This window comes from Bifidobacterium imperatoris (genome assembly GCF_002860405.1).
GTDB lineage: Bacteria > Actinomycetota > Actinomycetes > Actinomycetales > Bifidobacteriaceae > Bifidobacterium > Bifidobacterium imperatoris.
On the sequence record NZ_NMWV01000002.1, the window covers coordinates 1 to 15,471 of the forward strand.

Genomic DNA, 15,471 nt, shown 5'->3' on the forward strand with positions numbered 1-15,471 from the left:
ATCGAACACACGCTCGCGACCGTGAACCCGGCCGAGCTCGTCCGCCGCATCCACGACATCCAGGACCGGCTCGAAGCACTGGCGGCACCGCGCACCGCGCGGCTGGCCAGACGCATGGGCCCGGACATGGCATACTTGAACAAGACGCTCGCCCGGATCGCGGGCGTCGAACCGGAAGACGACGAAACCCCACAAGCCGACGCGGACTAGGATTTCACGCTCACCACAGGTGAGGCACCACTCCGGATTACGCGCTCATTTTCAAATGAGGCACCTCGATTGTGCGCAAATCTGTGGGCAAGGGAGATGCCCTAAACTCAAAGTTTTACTGATCTGTTATAGAAAAAGGTCGCTGTGCGATGCTCTGAATAATCAGGACATCGCACAGCGACCTATGCAAGAACTATTGCCCGTAACCTCACAGGCGGCAGAGTGCTGCTGCAGCAAGGGTGGTGATAGTTGCGATAGTAATGGCGGCCATAAGAACTTCCTTCCTCTCTTTTCCAATAGCCGGAACTGGATAGTAGTGGCAGGGGTGCGACAAGGAAGGCGAGGACTGTTCGCTTTTTGGACGGCGATGCATTGAAGGCGGTCTTATGAGCGGCGGGCACTTGGATTTGCTTCATTGTGATTCGTCAGTAGGTAGATGCCGATGGCCATCGGCATGGTGAGCATCAATATCGGGTAGAACCATGCCAAATCAACATTGGCGTAGAGTGCGCCGCCAATGATTGGCCCCAATGCCATGCCCAAGTCAAGACCAATGTAGTACGTAGCATTTCCGCGGCCGCCATGCCCGGTGCCGGCCAGCCGCACGGCAGAGGATTGGCTGACCGAACTCATGATGCCGTACGATGCAGCCATGAAAATGGAGGCGATGAACAGCACGCCATTATTGTTGAGCGTGGCCAGCGCACCGAGCGCAACAATCATGCATGCGGCGCAGAACCATAGGAACCATCGGAATGAGCGTCGGTCGAACATGTTGCGCATTGCTACGCGCAGAATCAGCAGTGCAACGGCATAAAGCGGGAAGAATAGGCTGACATTGATGCTCAGATGGCGAGCTTCCGTATACGTGACGATATAGGACTGCGTGGCGCAATAGGGGATGGCGAACAGCATGAACACTGCCGCCACTGGAATCACGCGAATGGAAATCACCTGCTCTATGCGATCGCGGAGAGTCGGATACTGCGGTTGTTGCGATGGCGTACATAGAGGCGTGGATTCTCCGGTGCACGTTCGTGATGTCGAACGTGAGCCGTCTTTGCGAACCAGCAGCACCATGATGAGTGCCGCGGTCATCGCCGCAGTGGTCACTGCGAAAGCGGCGCGATAGCCCAGTGAGGCGCATATGCGAATGCCGATTGCCGGTCCAAGCGCCATGGCCAGGGCATTGGCCAAGCCGTAATACCCCATGGCCTTGCCGATATGCGCCAGCGGAATGAGCGACGACATCCAAGCCGCAAGACATACGGACAGACCGGAAAATCCGATACCATTGATGATTCTGGCTGCAAACAGCGTTGATGCATGAGGGGATGCCACATAGCCGGCATTGGCTGCAATCATCAGCAGGACGGCGATGATGGAGAACCGTTTCATCGGTATGCGGTCGCTTAAGCGGCCCGCCCAAGGCCTGCAAAACAGAGAGACGATGTTCATTGTGCCGGCAATGATACCGGCGAACTCTCCGTTCGCTCCCAAAGAGTGCGAGTAGCCCACAATCAGCGTGGTGCCCATCATGGTGCCGGACATGTAGAAAAAGGCGGCTGTCATGATTAAGATGATGCTGCCGTTCATGAACGAATCATTGTCTGTGGGCTCATTGGTATGGTCAAAACCTTGTGTTTGTGCCGATAATGCCGGCATATGCATGCTCTCCTTATGCTTTGCTGCGAATGCAGGCCAATCATCGATAGGCCCCTTGTGCAGCACTTCCAAGCAATGCATTGTAGGGAATCATATGAGTGCACGCAGTGGTCAACTGCTCTCTATTATGGGTTGGGTTCACTCTTTTGGTGAGTAAGGTTCCCGGTGTCACGTTGATTGACATGGAGCAATACACCTTCGAGGAATTCAATACATGTGCCGCCAATGGCGATCTCATCGTCGCGCGAACATTCGGCACCGACATCCACCCGATGATACGCACCATGCCGGTGGAGTGGAATGTAACCATTGGTTACGGATTGTTCTATCCGATTAATCCATCGGAAGCGGTACGGCTGTTCGTGGACGCGATGACCGCCGTGCGATAGCAGTTAGTGCACAGCGAGCGGCTGTTATGGCAGGAGCCGATGCAAGGCTGCAGCCAAGCCGTTGTTATCGACGTGTGGCGCAATCATATCGGCGACTGACTTGGCAGGTGCTGTGCCATTGTCCATTGCCACGCCGATGCCTGCGGCCTGAATCATCTCAAGATCGTTTTCGCTGTCCCCAATGGCGATGGTATCGGCTATCGGCACGTTGAGATGCTGAGCAATGGTGGTGAGCGCGGTTCCCTTGTTGACTCCGGGGATAAGAATTTCACCGTTGTCGTCGCTGGAAGCGTGGATGGATCCGTGGATGATGGTCGCGTATCCGGCAAGTGCATGTTGCACGTCCTCTATGGTGAGGCTGCCGTCTTCGGGAATATAGAATGTGCCCTTGCGGACCACTGTCGGAGGTTCATCAGGATTGGTAATGGTGTGCCAAGAGTTGCGCATTTCTGGATATTGCAGCATTTTCTTCCATACGCCAATTCGGTTCAGAAAAGGTATGGTGGCGTGCATGCCGTCAGGGCAGTGCCAGGCGTACGACATGGCATGCGCATTGTAGAACGTGGTCGCAGCGTGGATGGATTCTTCCGGCATGTGTTCGTCGATGATGATCTTGCCGTCGAGTTCGGCGCATGCGCCGCCATCGGAGATGACGCCGTCGAAGCCGAGCTCGAGCACTGGAGGGTCGATATCCAGCGCCGCACGGCCTGAACAAATGAACAGTCGGTGCCCGGCTTGCTGTGCGCGCTGGCACTCCTTGCGCGCGGACTCGGGGATATGGTGACTGCTATCGAGCAGTGTTCCGTCGATGTCGATGAATACTAATTTGGATGCGCCCATATGCGTGTTCTCCTATGGAATGCCGACCGCTGTGTCCGGGCTATGGATGATTTCATACGTAAGCGTAATTCATTCGAATGAATTTTGGAGTAAGGTGGCGTGTCTCCATAAAGACTTTGGCCTTCAAATGTCGGGATTATGCCGTGGTTTCAGGTGATTCCGCCATATACTTGAAATTATTCGAATACTTGAAGGTTATGCGGCGTTTGGTGATATGAGGTGTCTCGATGTCGAAGATATCACTGGCCGCATGGTTTTCCCATTGGAGGAGTAATTATGGCTGCGAAGCAGCATGAATTGGCAACGGACCTCGAGCGTCGTATTGCCGCGGGGGAGTTCTCTGAGACCAACAAGCTGCCCACGGAGGATCAGCTCATTGAGCAGTATGGGGCATCTCGGTACTGCGTGCGTGGCGCTATCGCTGTGCTCGCTGAGGCGGGTGAAGTGTTTCCTGTACGTGGGTCTGGCGTATTTGTACGCGAGGATCGTGGAGGCATGTACATGCCAATCAGTACGTCCTATGGCATTGCGGCTGACTTCCCAGACCGGAAGGTTGTTTCGACGGTGCGCGAGCTCGCTTTGACCCGCACGGATGAGAAACTGGCGAAACGTATGCGCTGCGACGTGGATGCACCGGTGTGGCGTGTGGTGCGTCTGCGGTGCGTGGATGATCTACCGATTAGTTATGAGACGGCTTGGTATCTCAAGGAATATGTGCCGTTCCTCAATGAGGAGATAGCATCCGGGTCGTTGTACCGATATATGCGTGAGGATCTGGGATTGCGTTTCGGCTTCACCGACAAAGTAATCCATGTGGACTGGTTGGGCGCGGAGGCTGCGCGCCAGTTGGGGCTTGAAGAGGGGGACCCCGCGATTTGCATCGAGGATGATGCATTCCTGTCTAATGGCAAGCTGTTCAATGCTTCATACAACCTGTATCACTACAAAAACGCGAAGTTCTACTCAATGGCGTCGATGCGTTGACGTGGTAACGTACCAAAACCGCTGAGGGACGGTGATATTCATTGAATTTGGCGGTGGCTGCACGATTGCGGCCACCGCCAAAAAATTATTCGAATAAATTTTGACATGCGGCGTGTCGCGATAAGTTAACAATCCGTCAAAAACGGCGGATTTCCAACGATTTCATGCGGGAAATACACGTTTTTTCATTAATTTGACTCTCGGTCACTAACGGCGTTATGCTACAACATAGTTGTTCGCATAAATCGTTGATTAACGAATAACTGGACACTGTAAAGCTCGGGCATAGTAGCTTGAGCTTCCAAGGAAGGAAAATAACGATGAAGGAGAAAATGCAAGCCATCGGCAATGCGATGCTGAATGGCTTCATGAAGTTCGCCAGCCTGAAGGCGCTGGTGGCTCTGAAGGATGGCTTCATCCTGACCATGCCAGCCACATTGATTGGCTCGCTGTTCCTGTTGCTTGCCAACCTGCCGTTCGAGGGCTATAGCGATTGGATGGCCGGAATCTTTGGCGATATGTGGAACGTCGGCCTCAACCAGGTCACCACCGCAACGTTCAACATCCTGGCCATCATCGTCGCGGTCGGCATTGGTTATGCTTACGCCCGCAATGAGAAGTGCGATGGAATTTCCTCCGGCCTGCTTTCTCTGGTCGCATTCTTCATCGTTTCCCCGTCCTCGATGACCCTGTCCAAGGATAACGTTGAGGCCCTCGGCAACAAGACCGCCGAGCTTACCGGCATCTTCAACCAGACTTGGACCGGCTCCAACGGCATTATTTCCGCCATTATTATGGGTTTGCTCACCGGCTGGGTTTACACCGCCTGCATTAAGCACAACCTGAAGATCAAGATGCCTGATGCCGTGCCGCAGGGCGTTACCAACGCCTTCTCCGCCCTTATCCCTGGCCTGTTCGTCATGACCGGCTCCGCCATCCTGTACCACCTGTGCAAGGCCTTCGGCGGTCTGTCCCTGACCGAGCTCATCTTCAAGATTCTGCAAATCCCGCTGCAATCCCTGACTGATACTTGGGCTGGCGCCATCATCATTATCCTGCTGATGTCCCTGCTGTTCTGGTGCGGCATTCACGGCGCCAACGTCGTTTCCGGTGTGGTTACCCCGTTGCTGCTTGCTAACACCCTGAGCAACCAGAAGCTCTTCGATGCCGGTGTCGTTCCCTACACCAAGGCCAATGGCTACCACTACCTGACCCCGCAGGTCATTGACTGCTTCTGCAAGTACTCCGGCGTTGGCCTGACCGTGGGCCTGCTGGTCGCAGCTTTGATCTTCGCCAAGTCCGAGCAGATGCGCACAGTCTCCAAGTTCTCCATCGTGCCTGGCATCTTCGGCATCAACGAGCCTGTGATCTTCGGCCTGCCGATCGTCTTCAACCCGATTATGCTCATTCCGTTCATCGTGAGCCCGCTCATCGCCATGATCATCATGTACGGTGCAATCTCCGTCGGATTCATCGCTCCGTTCGGTGCCGTCCAGGTGCCGTGGACCACTCCGCCGATCATCTCCGGCATCATCCTGGGTGGCTGGAAGGCCGCGCTGCTGCAGGTCATCATCGGTGTGATTTCAGTCTTCGTCTACTACCCGTTCGTCAAGATGCAGGACAAGATCTGCCTCGAACAGGAAGCCGGCGCTGCCGAAGCCAAGTGATCTGATTCATCACAACGTGTGTCCGGCTGCGTGAACGAATTCCCTTCGCGGCCGGACACATAACCTAAAACTTGCCCCTACCTAACTTGCCAACTGGGGCGTGACGCTGGTTATCACATCGGTGACGCGCCCCGGTATTCATTCTTTGAGTCAACCCAAAACATACTTTCCAAAAAACAAACCGATTCATTTCAAAGGAGAAAATCATGAAGATCGTACTGTGCTGCTCCGATGGTATGTCCACCAGCATCCTGGTTCGCAAGATGCAGGATGCCGCTGCTAAGCGTGGAATGGACGCTGACATCTCGGCTATGCCTGTTTCCACTCTTGAGACCAACGCTCAGGATGCCGATGTGATTCTGCTCGGCCCGCAGGTTCGCTACATGCTCAGCGATGTCAAGAAGGAGTTCGAGAGCAAGCCGGTTGAGGTCATTGCTCCGCAGGATTACGGCATGGCTCGCGGCGACAAGGTTCTGGACTTCGCCCTCAAACTCGCTGGCGAGTGATCGAACGCGGCAGCAAGCACTAGAAAGGCAATGACGATGGCAGAAGAAATGGATCTTGAAATGACCTGCTTCCAGCTGATTACTGCAGCTGGAACCGCTAAGTCCGATTACATTGAAGCGCTGAACAAAGCCAAGGAAGGTGACTTCGAAGGTGCTCAGGCCAGCCTTGACGAGGGTGACAAGAGCTACCAGGAAGGCCACAAGGTGCACTCTACGCTGGTGCAGCAGGAGGCTTCCGGCAACCCGGTGAAGGTTGGTCTGCTGCTCATCCACGTTGAGGATCAGATGATGGCCGCTGAAGTGTTCCGCCAGATGGTCGTAGAAATGATCGATCTGTACAAGCGTCTCGATGGCAAGACCTCGGACGATCAGGACAAGTGATTTGCCGATGAAATTCCCTGATGGATTCCTGTGGGGCGGTGCCGTTGCCGCTCACCAGCTGGAAGGCGCATGGAATGTGGATGGCCGCGGCCCAAGCATTTGCGATGTGCTTACCGGTGGCGCGCACGGTGTTGCCCGTGAGATTACCGATGGCGTAGTGCCTGGCAAGAACTATCCGAACCAGCGCGGTATCGACTACTACCACACCTTCCGCGAGGATGATGCACTGTTCCAGGAGATGGGTTTCAAGTGCTTCCGCACTTCGATTTCCTGGTCCCGCATTTTCCCGAACGGTGACGATACCAAGCCGAACGAGGCCGGTCTCAAGTTCTACGAGGAGCTATTCAAGGACTATCGCGCCAAGGGTATGGAACCGGTGGTGACGCTCTCGCACTTTGAGATGCCGTTGCATCTGGCCAAGATGGGTGGCTTCACCAACCGTAAGGCGATTGACTGCTTTGTGCGCTTCGCCACCACGGTAATGGAACGCTACAAGGATTTGGTCAAGTACTGGTTGACTTTCAATGAAGTCAATAACCAGATGGAAATGCACACCGCCATCTTCCCCTACACAAACTCCGGCATCATTCCCAATCCGAATGATACGAAGCATGATGTGGAGCAGAAGGTCTGGCAGTCCATTCACAACGAGTTCGTGGCTAGCGCACTAGTGGTTCGCAAGGGTCATGCAATCAACCCGAACTTCCAGATTGGCTGCATGCTCGCTATGGTGCCGATTTACCCGGCCACTTGCAACCCAAACGATGTAATGCACGCAGAGATTCTGATGCGCGACCGCCTATTGTTCGGCGACGTGTACGTGTATGGCGAATACCCGCACTACCTGTTGAACCGCTGGCAGCGCGAGGGGTTCCATATCGCAATGAACCCTGGCGACCTTGAAATCATCAAGGAGGGCACAGTCGATTTCATCTCAATCAGCTACTACATGTCCGCTGCGGTGCAGGCGAACAAGGTTGATGAATGGGATGGTCACGGTTTGCCTGGCCAGGTGCGTAACCCGTACATCGAAGCTACGGACTGGGGATGGCAGATCGATCCGGTGGGTCTGCGCTATGTGCTGTGCACACTGTACGAGCGCTACCGCAAGCCAATCTTCATCGTTGAGAACGGCATCGGCATGTACGAGAGTCCGGATGCGAATGGTTATGTGGAAGACAACGCACGTATCTCGTACCTGCGCGAACACATCGCCCAGGTTGGCCGTGCCATTGCGCTGGATGGCGTTGAGGTCATGGGCTACACGGTCTGGGGCTGCATCGACGTCATCTCCTTCGGTACCGGTGAAATGAAGAAACGCTACGGCATGATCTACGTGGATGCCGACGATTACGGCAAAGGTACGTACCGCCGAACCCGTAAGAAGTCGTTCTACTGGTACCGCAACGTTATTGCTAGTAACGGCGAAGATCTGTAACGCATTATTAGACGCATCGAGCGTACAAGGAGCAATATTATGTCTCAGGAATTCAAGTTCACTGTGTCTGACCCTGCGGGCATGCACGCCCGCCCGGCCGGCCTGTTGGTGGCCAAGGCCCGCGAATACGAATCGAGCATCATCGTCAGCTATAACGGTAAGTCTGTGGATGCCAAGCGTATTTTCGGCGTCATGGGGCTCGGCGTTAAGCAAGGCGACGAAGTTACTGTCAAGGTTGAGGGTAGCGACGAGGACAAGGCTGCCGCCGAGTTCGAACAGTTCCTCAAGGAGAACCTGTGATGAAGACGATACAGGGAGTCGGGGTTTCCGCGGGCATCGCCATCGGCGCGGTCCGCGTGTTGGATACCGCCGACCATGCTGTGGAACGTCGTGTGGTCGACGATCCTAAAGCCGAGGTGGAACGCTTCCGCGCAGCCCGCGATGCGGCTGTCGCTCAGCTGAAGCAGTTGCGTGACAAGACCGCGGCGGAGTTCGGTGAAGGTAAGGCAGAGCTGTTCGATACACATCAGCTTATGCTGCAGGATCCGGACTATGTGGAAAGCATCGAAGATCTGATTTCGCAGAGCAAAGTGAACGCTGAGTACGCGGTCAACAGCACCGCCGAACAGTTCGCCGCCATGTTCGCTGCAATGGACAACTCCTACATGCAGGCGCGCGCCGCCGATGTTAAGGATGTCTCCCGCCGCGTGATCAATGTGCTCGAAGGCAAGCGCGGTGGCGTTGCGGATGAGGACGGTGGTGAGAGCCATATCATCCTTGCTGAGGATTTGGCTCCGAGCGAGACCGTGCAGCTCGACCGAGCCAAGGTACTCGGCTTCGTGACCGCCAAGGGCTCCGCGAACTCGCACACCGCAATTTTGGCTCGCACGATGGGATTGCCCGCCATCATTGGTATCGGCGATGCTTTCAGCCCGGACGACGATGGCCATACCGCAGTGATTGACGGGACCAGCGGTCTGGTGTTTGTTGACCCGGACGAGGAGACTCTTGCTGAATACCGCGGCAAGAAGGCCAGGTATGAGGAGCATCTGCGCCTGCTGCAGGAGCTTAAGGGTAAGCCCACCGAGACCAAGAGCGGCCAGAAGGTTCGCCTGTACGCCAACATTGGCCGTCCTTCCGATGTGGCTGCAGTGCTGGCCAACGATGCCGAGGGCATTGGTCTGTTCCGCAGTGAGTTCCTGTACTTGGAGAGCGAGGATTACCCGACCGAGGAATTCCAGTTCCAGGCATACAAGGAAGTCGCACAGAAGATGGGTGACCGCCTTGTCGTCATCCGTACGCTCGACATCGGCGCTGATAAGCAGGTTGGCTACTTCAATTTGGAGCATGAGGCCAACCCCGCGCTCGGCTACCGTGCCATCCGCATCTGCCTGACCCGGCCGGAGATTTTCAAGGTCCAGCTACGTGCCCTGCTGCGTGCCTCCGTGTACGGCAACATCGCCATCATGCTGCCTATGATCACCTCCGTGCAGGAGGTGCGCGATGCCAAGCAGATTCTCGAAGAAGTTAAGAACGAGCTGCGTGGCGAGCACATCGACTTCAACGAGCACATCCAGGTCGGCATCATGATTGAGACGCCTGCCTCCGTGATCATGGCCGACGAACTGGCCGCCGAAGTTGACTTCTTCTCCATCGGTACCAACGACTTGACCCAGTACACGTTGGCTTGTGACCGCCAGAACCCGAACCTCGGACGCTTCGCCGACACGCATTCGCCAGCTGTGCTGCGCATGATCAAGATGGCCACCGAAGCCGCCCATCGCCACGGCATCTGGTGTGGCATCTGCGGCGAACTCGGTGCTGATTTGACCCTGACCGACAAGTTCCTCGAGATTGGTCTCGACGAACTGTCCGTTTCGCCTACCAGCGTGCTGCCTCTGCGCAACGCCATTCGCAACCACTGAGCGATACTAAAAAGCGCTAATGGTCCGCCCTGCAACATATATGTTGCGGTGTGCGGGCCATTAGCGTATTTGCGGCTATGCGGTTTGCCGCTGTTGTGTCGTGTTCCAAGAATTGGACATAGTGCGTCGGATACAGACGGCATGTCAACATCGATGATTATGGTCAGCAACTATGTGTTCTATGCGTTGCATGATGACAATGGCGCGATTCGCGCTGAAGCCCGCGATCTAACGGGTAGGTAGGCCCACGGGTGGGCCTTGGCATACCTCGATTCGGTAGGTATACCGTTCAGTCATATGCAAATCGATGTTGCGCGATATCGGTGTGTACAGCCATCTGCGCCGTCCGCCTATCGCGCGTGAAAAAGAGAAAGTCCAGAACACTATATGTCTCACCAATTCTCGGAAAAATCAGCGCCGTCCGAAACCGGTTGGCTGTGTCGCGCCGTACTGCTGCTCACTGGTCAGGCGTTCTCGCTGCTTGGCTCCAGCGTGGTGCAATTCGCTATCTGGTGGTGGATCGTGCTGCAAACCCGGACCGGTTCGGCCATGCTGCTGGCCACCCTGTTTGGTGTATTGCCGCAGTCATTGGTCTCAATTTTCGGCGGGCCAATGGCCGACCGATATAATCGCAAGGCACTGATCATCCTGCCCGATTTGATTATTGCCGGTGTAACCGTGCTGCTGTCCGTCAGTTTTGCGCTGAACTGGGCAAGTCTGTCGCTGATTTTCGTCGTGCTGCTGATTCGCTCGGCTGGTGGCGGCATCCAGCAGCCGGCCGTGCAATCGTTTATTCCTGACGTGGTACCATCCAGCAAATTGTTGCGTGTCAATGCGATATTCGGCGTGATTGATTCAGCGAATCGCATCGCAGCGCCCGCGCTTGCCGCAGTACTGGTCAACTTGGTGCCATTGTGGGCGATTTTGCTGGTGGATGTGACCACTGCGGTGATTGGCGTGGGCTTTGTAGCGATGATTCGCGTGCCTCGCGCAGCTGCGCAGAATACTGCTGTGCAGGATAGTGCTGTGCAGAACGGCACTGTGCAGGACGATACCGTGCAAAACAATGCGGCGGAAACACGGGGGAGCGGTGCAATTGCCGGTACCACTGACTCTGCCGCCACCCATCCTATTGCGATACTGCGCCGCACTTTCGCTGATTTGAAGGTCGGCTTGGTATACGCAATGCGCCATCCGCACCTTAAAGGCGTGATTCTGGGCGATGCGCTGACCTGTTTGATGTCGGTCGCGCCGATGAATCTGACCTTGCTGCTCATGACCCGCGAATACGAGGGCATCAATCTGAACCTTGGATTCATCAACCTCACTACGGCATCCGATAAGCTTGCTGCCAATGAGTTGGGCTTGAGTGTTGGCATGCTGCTCGGCGGTGCGTTGATGTCTGCTATTGGGCCGAAGCTGCTCAAGAGAAGTATCGCACAAATGTATGCCGTCGCGTTCGGCATTGCTATGGTCGGCATCACGGTTATTGGCTTGGGCATCTCCCGCAACCTGTTGCTGTATCTCATCATCGATGTGCTGAACGGTGTTGCGTCGGCGGTTTGCATCGGTCCGATGCGTACGGTGATGCAGTCCGAATCCGATGAATCAATGGTTGGCCGCGTATTCGGCCTCGATACCATGTTGTCCACGCTCGGTATGCCGCTGGGCATGCTCATCTTCGCGCCACTCGCTGACGTGATTCCTATCGCGTGGGTGTTTGTGGCCGGTGGCCTGCTGACGCTGCCGGTCGCATGGTATGTACTGATGCTGTCGCGCAAGGATGTGCCGGTGTGTGCCTGACGAGATGCTTCGGTGAAGAGTGACGTTGACAGGCCATTTCATGCCCGGTTGGCTGCGCTCGGTGACGTCAATGAAGTTAACTGGGCAAATGATGGAGGGGTGGCTTCATTGAATTCGTTTCAATGAAGCCGTTTACCATTTATTGCCTAGTTGGCTTCGCTGACAGCGTTTTTGTGAAGCCGATTGGGTAGGTGATGGCCGAACGACTTCACGGAGGCATGATGATGACGCAAGAGTGATGTGGGCTGGGCAAACTGTGGCAGTATGCCCTCTCTCTTACCGTATGCGTCATACTTATCAACTGCGATCGCGCACGAAAAGGAAGAGTGCGAATGCAATCGCAGCCACTACGGTGATCACCACGGCAGAGGCTGGCCGTCGCGGAAGAATCCACCGGTCGGGCCATCGTCAGGCAGAGTGGCGGCCCAGGTTACGCTTTTCGCGCTGATTTCGACCGGTCGTCCGAACATGCCTGAACCGAAGGAATCAGTGAGGTCCGGGCAGACCGCGTTGACGAGAATGTGGTCTGCGGCCAGTTCTTTTGCGGTTTTGATGGTCAAGCCGTTGAGCGCGAGTTTGGAGATGCCGTAGCCGGAAGCGGGGATGCCCATATTGCCGTGCAGGAATCCGTATTGCGGGTCGCCGTAGGAGCCGGCGCCGCTGGACACGTTGACAATGCGGCCATGCTCCGACTTGCGCAGCAGCGGGATGAACTTCTGCGTGACGTTCCATGTGCCGATCACATTGGTGTCAAACACCATACGCATTTTGGTAAGGTCCTGCTGCTCCACCGAGTCTCCTGCGCGCATGGAGGCCGCATTATTGATGAGCACGTCGAGTCTGCCGAAGCGACGATTGACTTCTGCGGCTGCGGCTTTGACGCTTGCCTCGTCGGTGGTGTCCATCACCACGTAGCTGGCGGAGATGTCTTGTTCGATGAGCTCCTGAGTGAGTTGCGCGAGCTCGGGGCGGCGAGCGGCGAGAATAACGTGATATCCGGCCTCGCCAAGCTGGCGGGCGGTTTCATAGCCGAGGCCGCCTTTGCGGCCCGAGCCGGTGATGAGCGCAATTTGCATGATGATGCTCCTTGGAATGATATGTGGTTGAGAGGTTTGGAAGAATGCGGTTCAGAATTCGCGGCCGAGCTCGCGGGCCTTATCGAGGTACGGGGTGCTGGCCACCTGACCGGGGGCGAACACGCCGGCCGCGATCACCGAGCCCTTGATCTTCCAGCCGAGGCTTTCGCCGAAGCACATTTGGTAGTATCCGAACACGTTCTTGGTGAGCACTTCTTCGGGGCTGGCGCCGGCGACCAGCAGTGCGGACTCCTTGCCGGCAAGATCGTCATGCGCGTCGAACGGCAGACGGTCCATCATCGCCTTGATTTGTGCGGAGAACTGCATCCAGTAGGTTGGCGTGGCAATGACGATGCCGTCCGCGGCCTTCATCTGCTCCATCACGTGCGTCATATCGTCGGCCGGCTGGTCGTAAGCGGTGAACGGTGCGATATTCATATCCGTGAGCGTGAGCTTGGTCGCGGTATTGCCGGCTGCTTCGACGCCTTCAATGAATGCGTCGGCAAGCATGTCGGCATTGCCTCCCTTGGTGGGACTGCCCTGGATGACGAGAATGTGCTTGGTCATGATGATTCCTGTTCCTTTCGGTGTCTCGGCTGTCGCGCCGCGGCTATGCCGTTGCGTTCTCGATAAGGATAGTATGCATCAGTACATATACTTTTCGTTCTTAGAATAAAAAACTGATTTTTGTGATATGGCAACGATGTTAGGATGAGAAACCATGAGCAAGCATGTTGAGAACACCGAAGCTGGAAGCATCACCGCCCCCACCTGCGCGATGGGTTATGCGTTCAAAGCCATCGAGGGCAAGTGGAAACTGCCTGTCATGTACGTGCTCGGCGAACGAGGAGCCGCTCGATACAACGAAATCAAGCGTGAACTCGGCATTACCAATATGATGCTCACCAACACTTTGCGCGACCTTGAGGAATACGGGCTCGTCAATCGTACCCAGTACAACGAGGTGCCGCCTCGCGTCGAATACTCGCTCACGCCCAACGGTTACGCCATCATCCCCGCCCTCAAAGAATTCGAGAAATGGGGCCAGCTCCTGCTCGATGCGAAAAAATGATAGTGCCCATAACTCTAGGTGTGAGTCGCATGCTTATGCTGCGTCGCGGATTGGATGTGGGTGGATAAAAGGTTAAATGGTTTATTTTCTATCTATATAGATGGATATAAACATATAAAGTCCGATACAAGGAATCATGCTATATGAGCATATACGGGTTGAATCGGCTGATTAATTTACTGCGCTTGCCAGATCATGTCGATGTGGGGGATGGGCGGATTCTAGTGGTGGTTGCAACGCCTTTGTTGTTTCCTGGCCTATCGCTTTGACCGTATCATGTTGTGTTGATCAGGTCGAGAATGGCTTCGGACGGTTTTCTGAACCCGAGAATCTTCCTCGGCCGGTCGTTCAGTTCCTCTGCCACGGCGTCCAGATACTTCTGCGAATACCCGCCCAGATCGGTGCCCTTCGGGAAGTACTGGCGCAGCAGCCCGTTCGTGTTCTCGTTCGTGCCCCTCTGCCACGGCGAATGCGGGTCGCAGAAATATACGGCCATGTCCAACGCGGTCGAGATGCGCCTGTGGAGCGCGAGCTCGGATCCCTGATCCCACGTCAGCGAATTGCGCAGAAGCTTGGGCAGATCCCGCATCCGCTCGATGACTGCCCGCTGGACGTGTTCCGCGTCATGCCCGTCGGGCAGGTGCAGCAGGATCGTGAACCGGGTGGAGCGCTCCACGAGCGTGCCGATCGCGGTCTTGTTCCGTCTGCCGCAGATCAGGTCGCCCTCCCAATGGCCGGGCACGGCGCGATCCGCTACTTCGGGCGGCCGCTCACTGATCATGACCATCGGCTCGCGGAATCGTGGGCGCCGCTCGCTCTCGCCGGTCCTCGGCCGTCGGACGGTCCTGCCTGTGCGCAACGCTCTGGAGACCTCCTCGCGCAGTTCGCCCCTGGCTTGGACGTAGATGGCCTGATAGATCGTCTCGGTGCAGATGTGCATGTCCTCATTATGCGGGAAGTCCTCCCGCAGACGCCCTGCGATCTGTTCCGGGCTCCAATGCCGTTTCAACCCGTCGCGGATGTAATCGAGCAATCCCGGAACCGAACGCACCCTCGCGGCCTTCGGGCGGGCGCGCCGCCCCATGCTCACCCGTTGGGCCCGATTCGGCTCGTACATGCCCGTGTCCGGGTTCGTGTTACGCGCGATCTCGCGCGAGATGGAGGACGCCGCGCGTCCGAGTCGGCTCGCGATCCTGCGTATGCTCCACCCGGCCCCTGTCCAGTCGGCGATGTGCAGGCGGCTCTCCAGATCAAGGAACCGTGGATTGATCGTCTTCGTTTCGTCCATGTCGGGACGATACCAGATCGTTGCGGACGGTTTCTCGTTGCGGCCGGTCGTGCGCGTGCGCCCGTTGCGCCACACCTTGCCCGTGCGCTTCGAGACCCCCACCGCCTTCGCGGCCCGCGTGTAGTTCATGCCGTCGCGGATAAGCTCCACATACCGGTCACGACGTGCTTGACACATCTGCTTCCGGGTCGCGTACCCAATACCATCGAACACCCACCTGCCCACCT

15 protein-coding genes and 1 pseudogene are annotated in these 15,471 nt (G+C 56.2%); 11 read left to right on the forward strand and 5 right to left on the reverse strand.

Annotated features, from left to right (window positions below):
• A pseudogene (locus Tam1G_RS00485) lies at positions 1-210 on the forward strand (integrase catalytic domain-containing protein); the annotation flags it as partial.
• A gap of 384 nt (positions 211-594) precedes the next feature.
• Here the strand turns inward: Tam1G_RS00485 and Tam1G_RS00490 are convergent.
• Positions 595-1,941, reverse strand: coding sequence for an MFS transporter (locus Tam1G_RS00490; protein ID WP_243394818.1), 1,347 nt, complete (start codon positions 1,939-1,941; stop codon positions 595-597).
• Positions 1,942-2,024: 83 nt separating this feature from the next.
• Between Tam1G_RS00490 and Tam1G_RS00495 the strand changes: the two genes are divergently transcribed.
• Complete coding sequence (locus Tam1G_RS00495; RefSeq protein WP_165781848.1) at positions 2,025-2,264, forward strand: hypothetical protein; 240 nt, start codon at positions 2,025-2,027, stop codon at positions 2,262-2,264.
• 24 nt (positions 2,265-2,288) lie between these two features.
• Here Tam1G_RS00495 and Tam1G_RS00500 read toward each other — a convergent pair whose 3' ends face one another.
• Entirely contained in the window at positions 2,289-3,104 is an 816-nt protein-coding gene (locus tag Tam1G_RS00500; protein WP_101625068.1) for an HAD family hydrolase, read from the reverse strand.
• A 276-nt stretch (positions 3,105-3,380) separates the two neighbouring features.
• Here Tam1G_RS00500 and Tam1G_RS00505 point away from each other — a divergent pair, with 276 nt between their 5' ends.
• The 8 genes from Tam1G_RS00505 (at position 3,381) to Tam1G_RS00540 (ending at position 11,808) form a co-directional block, all read left to right on the forward strand.
• Positions 3,381-4,088 carry a GntR family transcriptional regulator gene (locus Tam1G_RS00505; RefSeq protein ID WP_101625069.1) on the forward strand — a complete coding sequence of 236 codons (708 nt, stop codon included), beginning with the start codon at positions 3,381-3,383 and terminating at the stop codon, positions 4,086-4,088.
• Between the two features lie 320 nt (positions 4,089-4,408).
• On the forward strand, positions 4,409-5,755 hold the full coding sequence (locus Tam1G_RS00510; RefSeq protein WP_207553073.1) for a PTS sugar transporter subunit IIC: 1,347 nt from the start codon (positions 4,409-4,411) through the stop codon (positions 5,753-5,755).
• Between the two features lie 206 nt (positions 5,756-5,961).
• Positions 5,962-6,261 carry a PTS sugar transporter subunit IIB gene (locus tag Tam1G_RS00515; protein ID WP_101625070.1) on the forward strand — a complete coding sequence of 100 codons (300 nt, stop codon included), beginning with the start codon at positions 5,962-5,964 and terminating at the stop codon, positions 6,259-6,261.
• Positions 6,262-6,297: 36 nt separating this feature from the next.
• On the forward strand, positions 6,298-6,642 hold the full coding sequence (locus tag Tam1G_RS00520) for a PTS sugar transporter subunit IIA (protein WP_165781849.1): 345 nt from the start codon (positions 6,298-6,300) through the stop codon (positions 6,640-6,642).
• A gap of 7 nt (positions 6,643-6,649) precedes the next feature.
• Positions 6,650-8,080: a 6-phospho-beta-glucosidase gene (locus tag Tam1G_RS00525; protein WP_101625071.1), complete on the forward strand. Its 1,431-nt coding sequence runs from the start codon at positions 6,650-6,652 to the stop codon at positions 8,078-8,080.
• A gap of 39 nt (positions 8,081-8,119) precedes the next feature.
• On the forward strand, positions 8,120-8,380 hold the full coding sequence (locus Tam1G_RS00530; protein ID WP_101625072.1) for an HPr family phosphocarrier protein: 261 nt from the start codon (positions 8,120-8,122) through the stop codon (positions 8,378-8,380).
• Positions 8,380-10,005, forward strand: coding sequence for a phosphoenolpyruvate--protein phosphotransferase (gene ptsP, locus Tam1G_RS00535; protein ID WP_101625073.1), 1,626 nt, complete (start codon positions 8,380-8,382; stop codon positions 10,003-10,005). The genes Tam1G_RS00530 and ptsP overlap by 1 nt, the downstream gene beginning before the upstream one ends.
• 387 nt (positions 10,006-10,392) lie before the next feature.
• The gene (locus Tam1G_RS00540) at positions 10,393-11,808 is read left to right on the forward strand and encodes an MFS transporter (protein ID WP_101625074.1); all 1,416 of its coding nucleotides are present in this window, start codon (positions 10,393-10,395) and stop codon (positions 11,806-11,808) included.
• Positions 11,809-12,164: 356 nt separating this feature from the next.
• Here Tam1G_RS00540 and Tam1G_RS00545 read toward each other — a convergent pair whose 3' ends face one another.
• Together Tam1G_RS00545 and Tam1G_RS00550 are read right to left on the reverse strand one after the other, a co-directional pair.
• Positions 12,165-12,884, reverse strand: a complete 720-nt coding sequence (locus Tam1G_RS00545) for an SDR family NAD(P)-dependent oxidoreductase (protein ID WP_101625075.1) — start codon at positions 12,882-12,884, stop codon at positions 12,165-12,167.
• Positions 12,885-12,935: 51 nt separating this feature from the next.
• Positions 12,936-13,451, reverse strand: a complete 516-nt coding sequence (locus Tam1G_RS00550) for a flavodoxin family protein (RefSeq protein WP_101625076.1) — start codon at positions 13,449-13,451, stop codon at positions 12,936-12,938.
• 154 nt (positions 13,452-13,605) lie between these two features.
• On the opposite strand from Tam1G_RS00550, the gene Tam1G_RS00555 reads away from it, so the two are divergent.
• Complete coding sequence (locus Tam1G_RS00555) at positions 13,606-13,956, forward strand: winged helix-turn-helix transcriptional regulator (protein WP_242689664.1); 351 nt, start codon at positions 13,606-13,608, stop codon at positions 13,954-13,956.
• Between the two features lie 274 nt (positions 13,957-14,230).
• Here Tam1G_RS00555 and Tam1G_RS00560 read toward each other — a convergent pair whose 3' ends face one another.
• Complete coding sequence (locus tag Tam1G_RS00560; RefSeq protein WP_242689734.1) at positions 14,231-15,421, reverse strand: IS30 family transposase; 1,191 nt, start codon at positions 15,419-15,421, stop codon at positions 14,231-14,233.
• Positions 15,422-15,471: the final 50 nt, after the last annotated feature.

Coding starts and splice junctions, on each gene's coding strand:
- Tam1G_RS00555 (WP_242689664.1), top strand. CDS start 13,606: ATGAGCAAGCATGTTGAGAACACCGAAGCTGGAAGCATCACCGCCCCC.
- Tam1G_RS00510 (WP_207553073.1), top strand. CDS start 4,409: ATGAAGGAGAAAATGCAAGCCATCGGCAATGCGATGCTGAATGGCTTC.
- Tam1G_RS00520 (WP_165781849.1), top strand. CDS start 6,298: ATGGCAGAAGAAATGGATCTTGAAATGACCTGCTTCCAGCTGATTACT.
- Tam1G_RS00560 (WP_242689734.1), bottom strand. CDS start 15,421: ATGTGTCAAGCACGTCGTGACCGGTATGTGGAGCTTATCCGCGACGGC.
- Tam1G_RS00505 (WP_101625069.1), top strand. CDS start 3,381: ATGGCTGCGAAGCAGCATGAATTGGCAACGGACCTCGAGCGTCGTATT.
- Tam1G_RS00550 (WP_101625076.1), bottom strand. CDS start 13,451: ATGACCAAGCACATTCTCGTCATCCAGGGCAGTCCCACCAAGGGAGGC.
- Tam1G_RS00545 (WP_101625075.1), bottom strand. CDS start 12,884: ATGCAAATTGCGCTCATCACCGGCTCGGGCCGCAAAGGCGGCCTCGGC.
- Tam1G_RS00515 (WP_101625070.1), top strand. CDS start 5,962: ATGAAGATCGTACTGTGCTGCTCCGATGGTATGTCCACCAGCATCCTG.
- Tam1G_RS00540 (WP_101625074.1), top strand. CDS start 10,393: ATGTCTCACCAATTCTCGGAAAAATCAGCGCCGTCCGAAACCGGTTGG.
- Tam1G_RS00500 (WP_101625068.1), bottom strand. CDS start 3,104: ATGGGCGCATCCAAATTAGTATTCATCGACATCGACGGAACACTGCTC.
- Tam1G_RS00525 (WP_101625071.1), top strand. CDS start 6,650: ATGAAATTCCCTGATGGATTCCTGTGGGGCGGTGCCGTTGCCGCTCAC.
- ptsP (WP_101625073.1), top strand. CDS start 8,380: ATGAAGACGATACAGGGAGTCGGGGTTTCCGCGGGCATCGCCATCGGC.
- Tam1G_RS00530 (WP_101625072.1), top strand. CDS start 8,120: ATGTCTCAGGAATTCAAGTTCACTGTGTCTGACCCTGCGGGCATGCAC.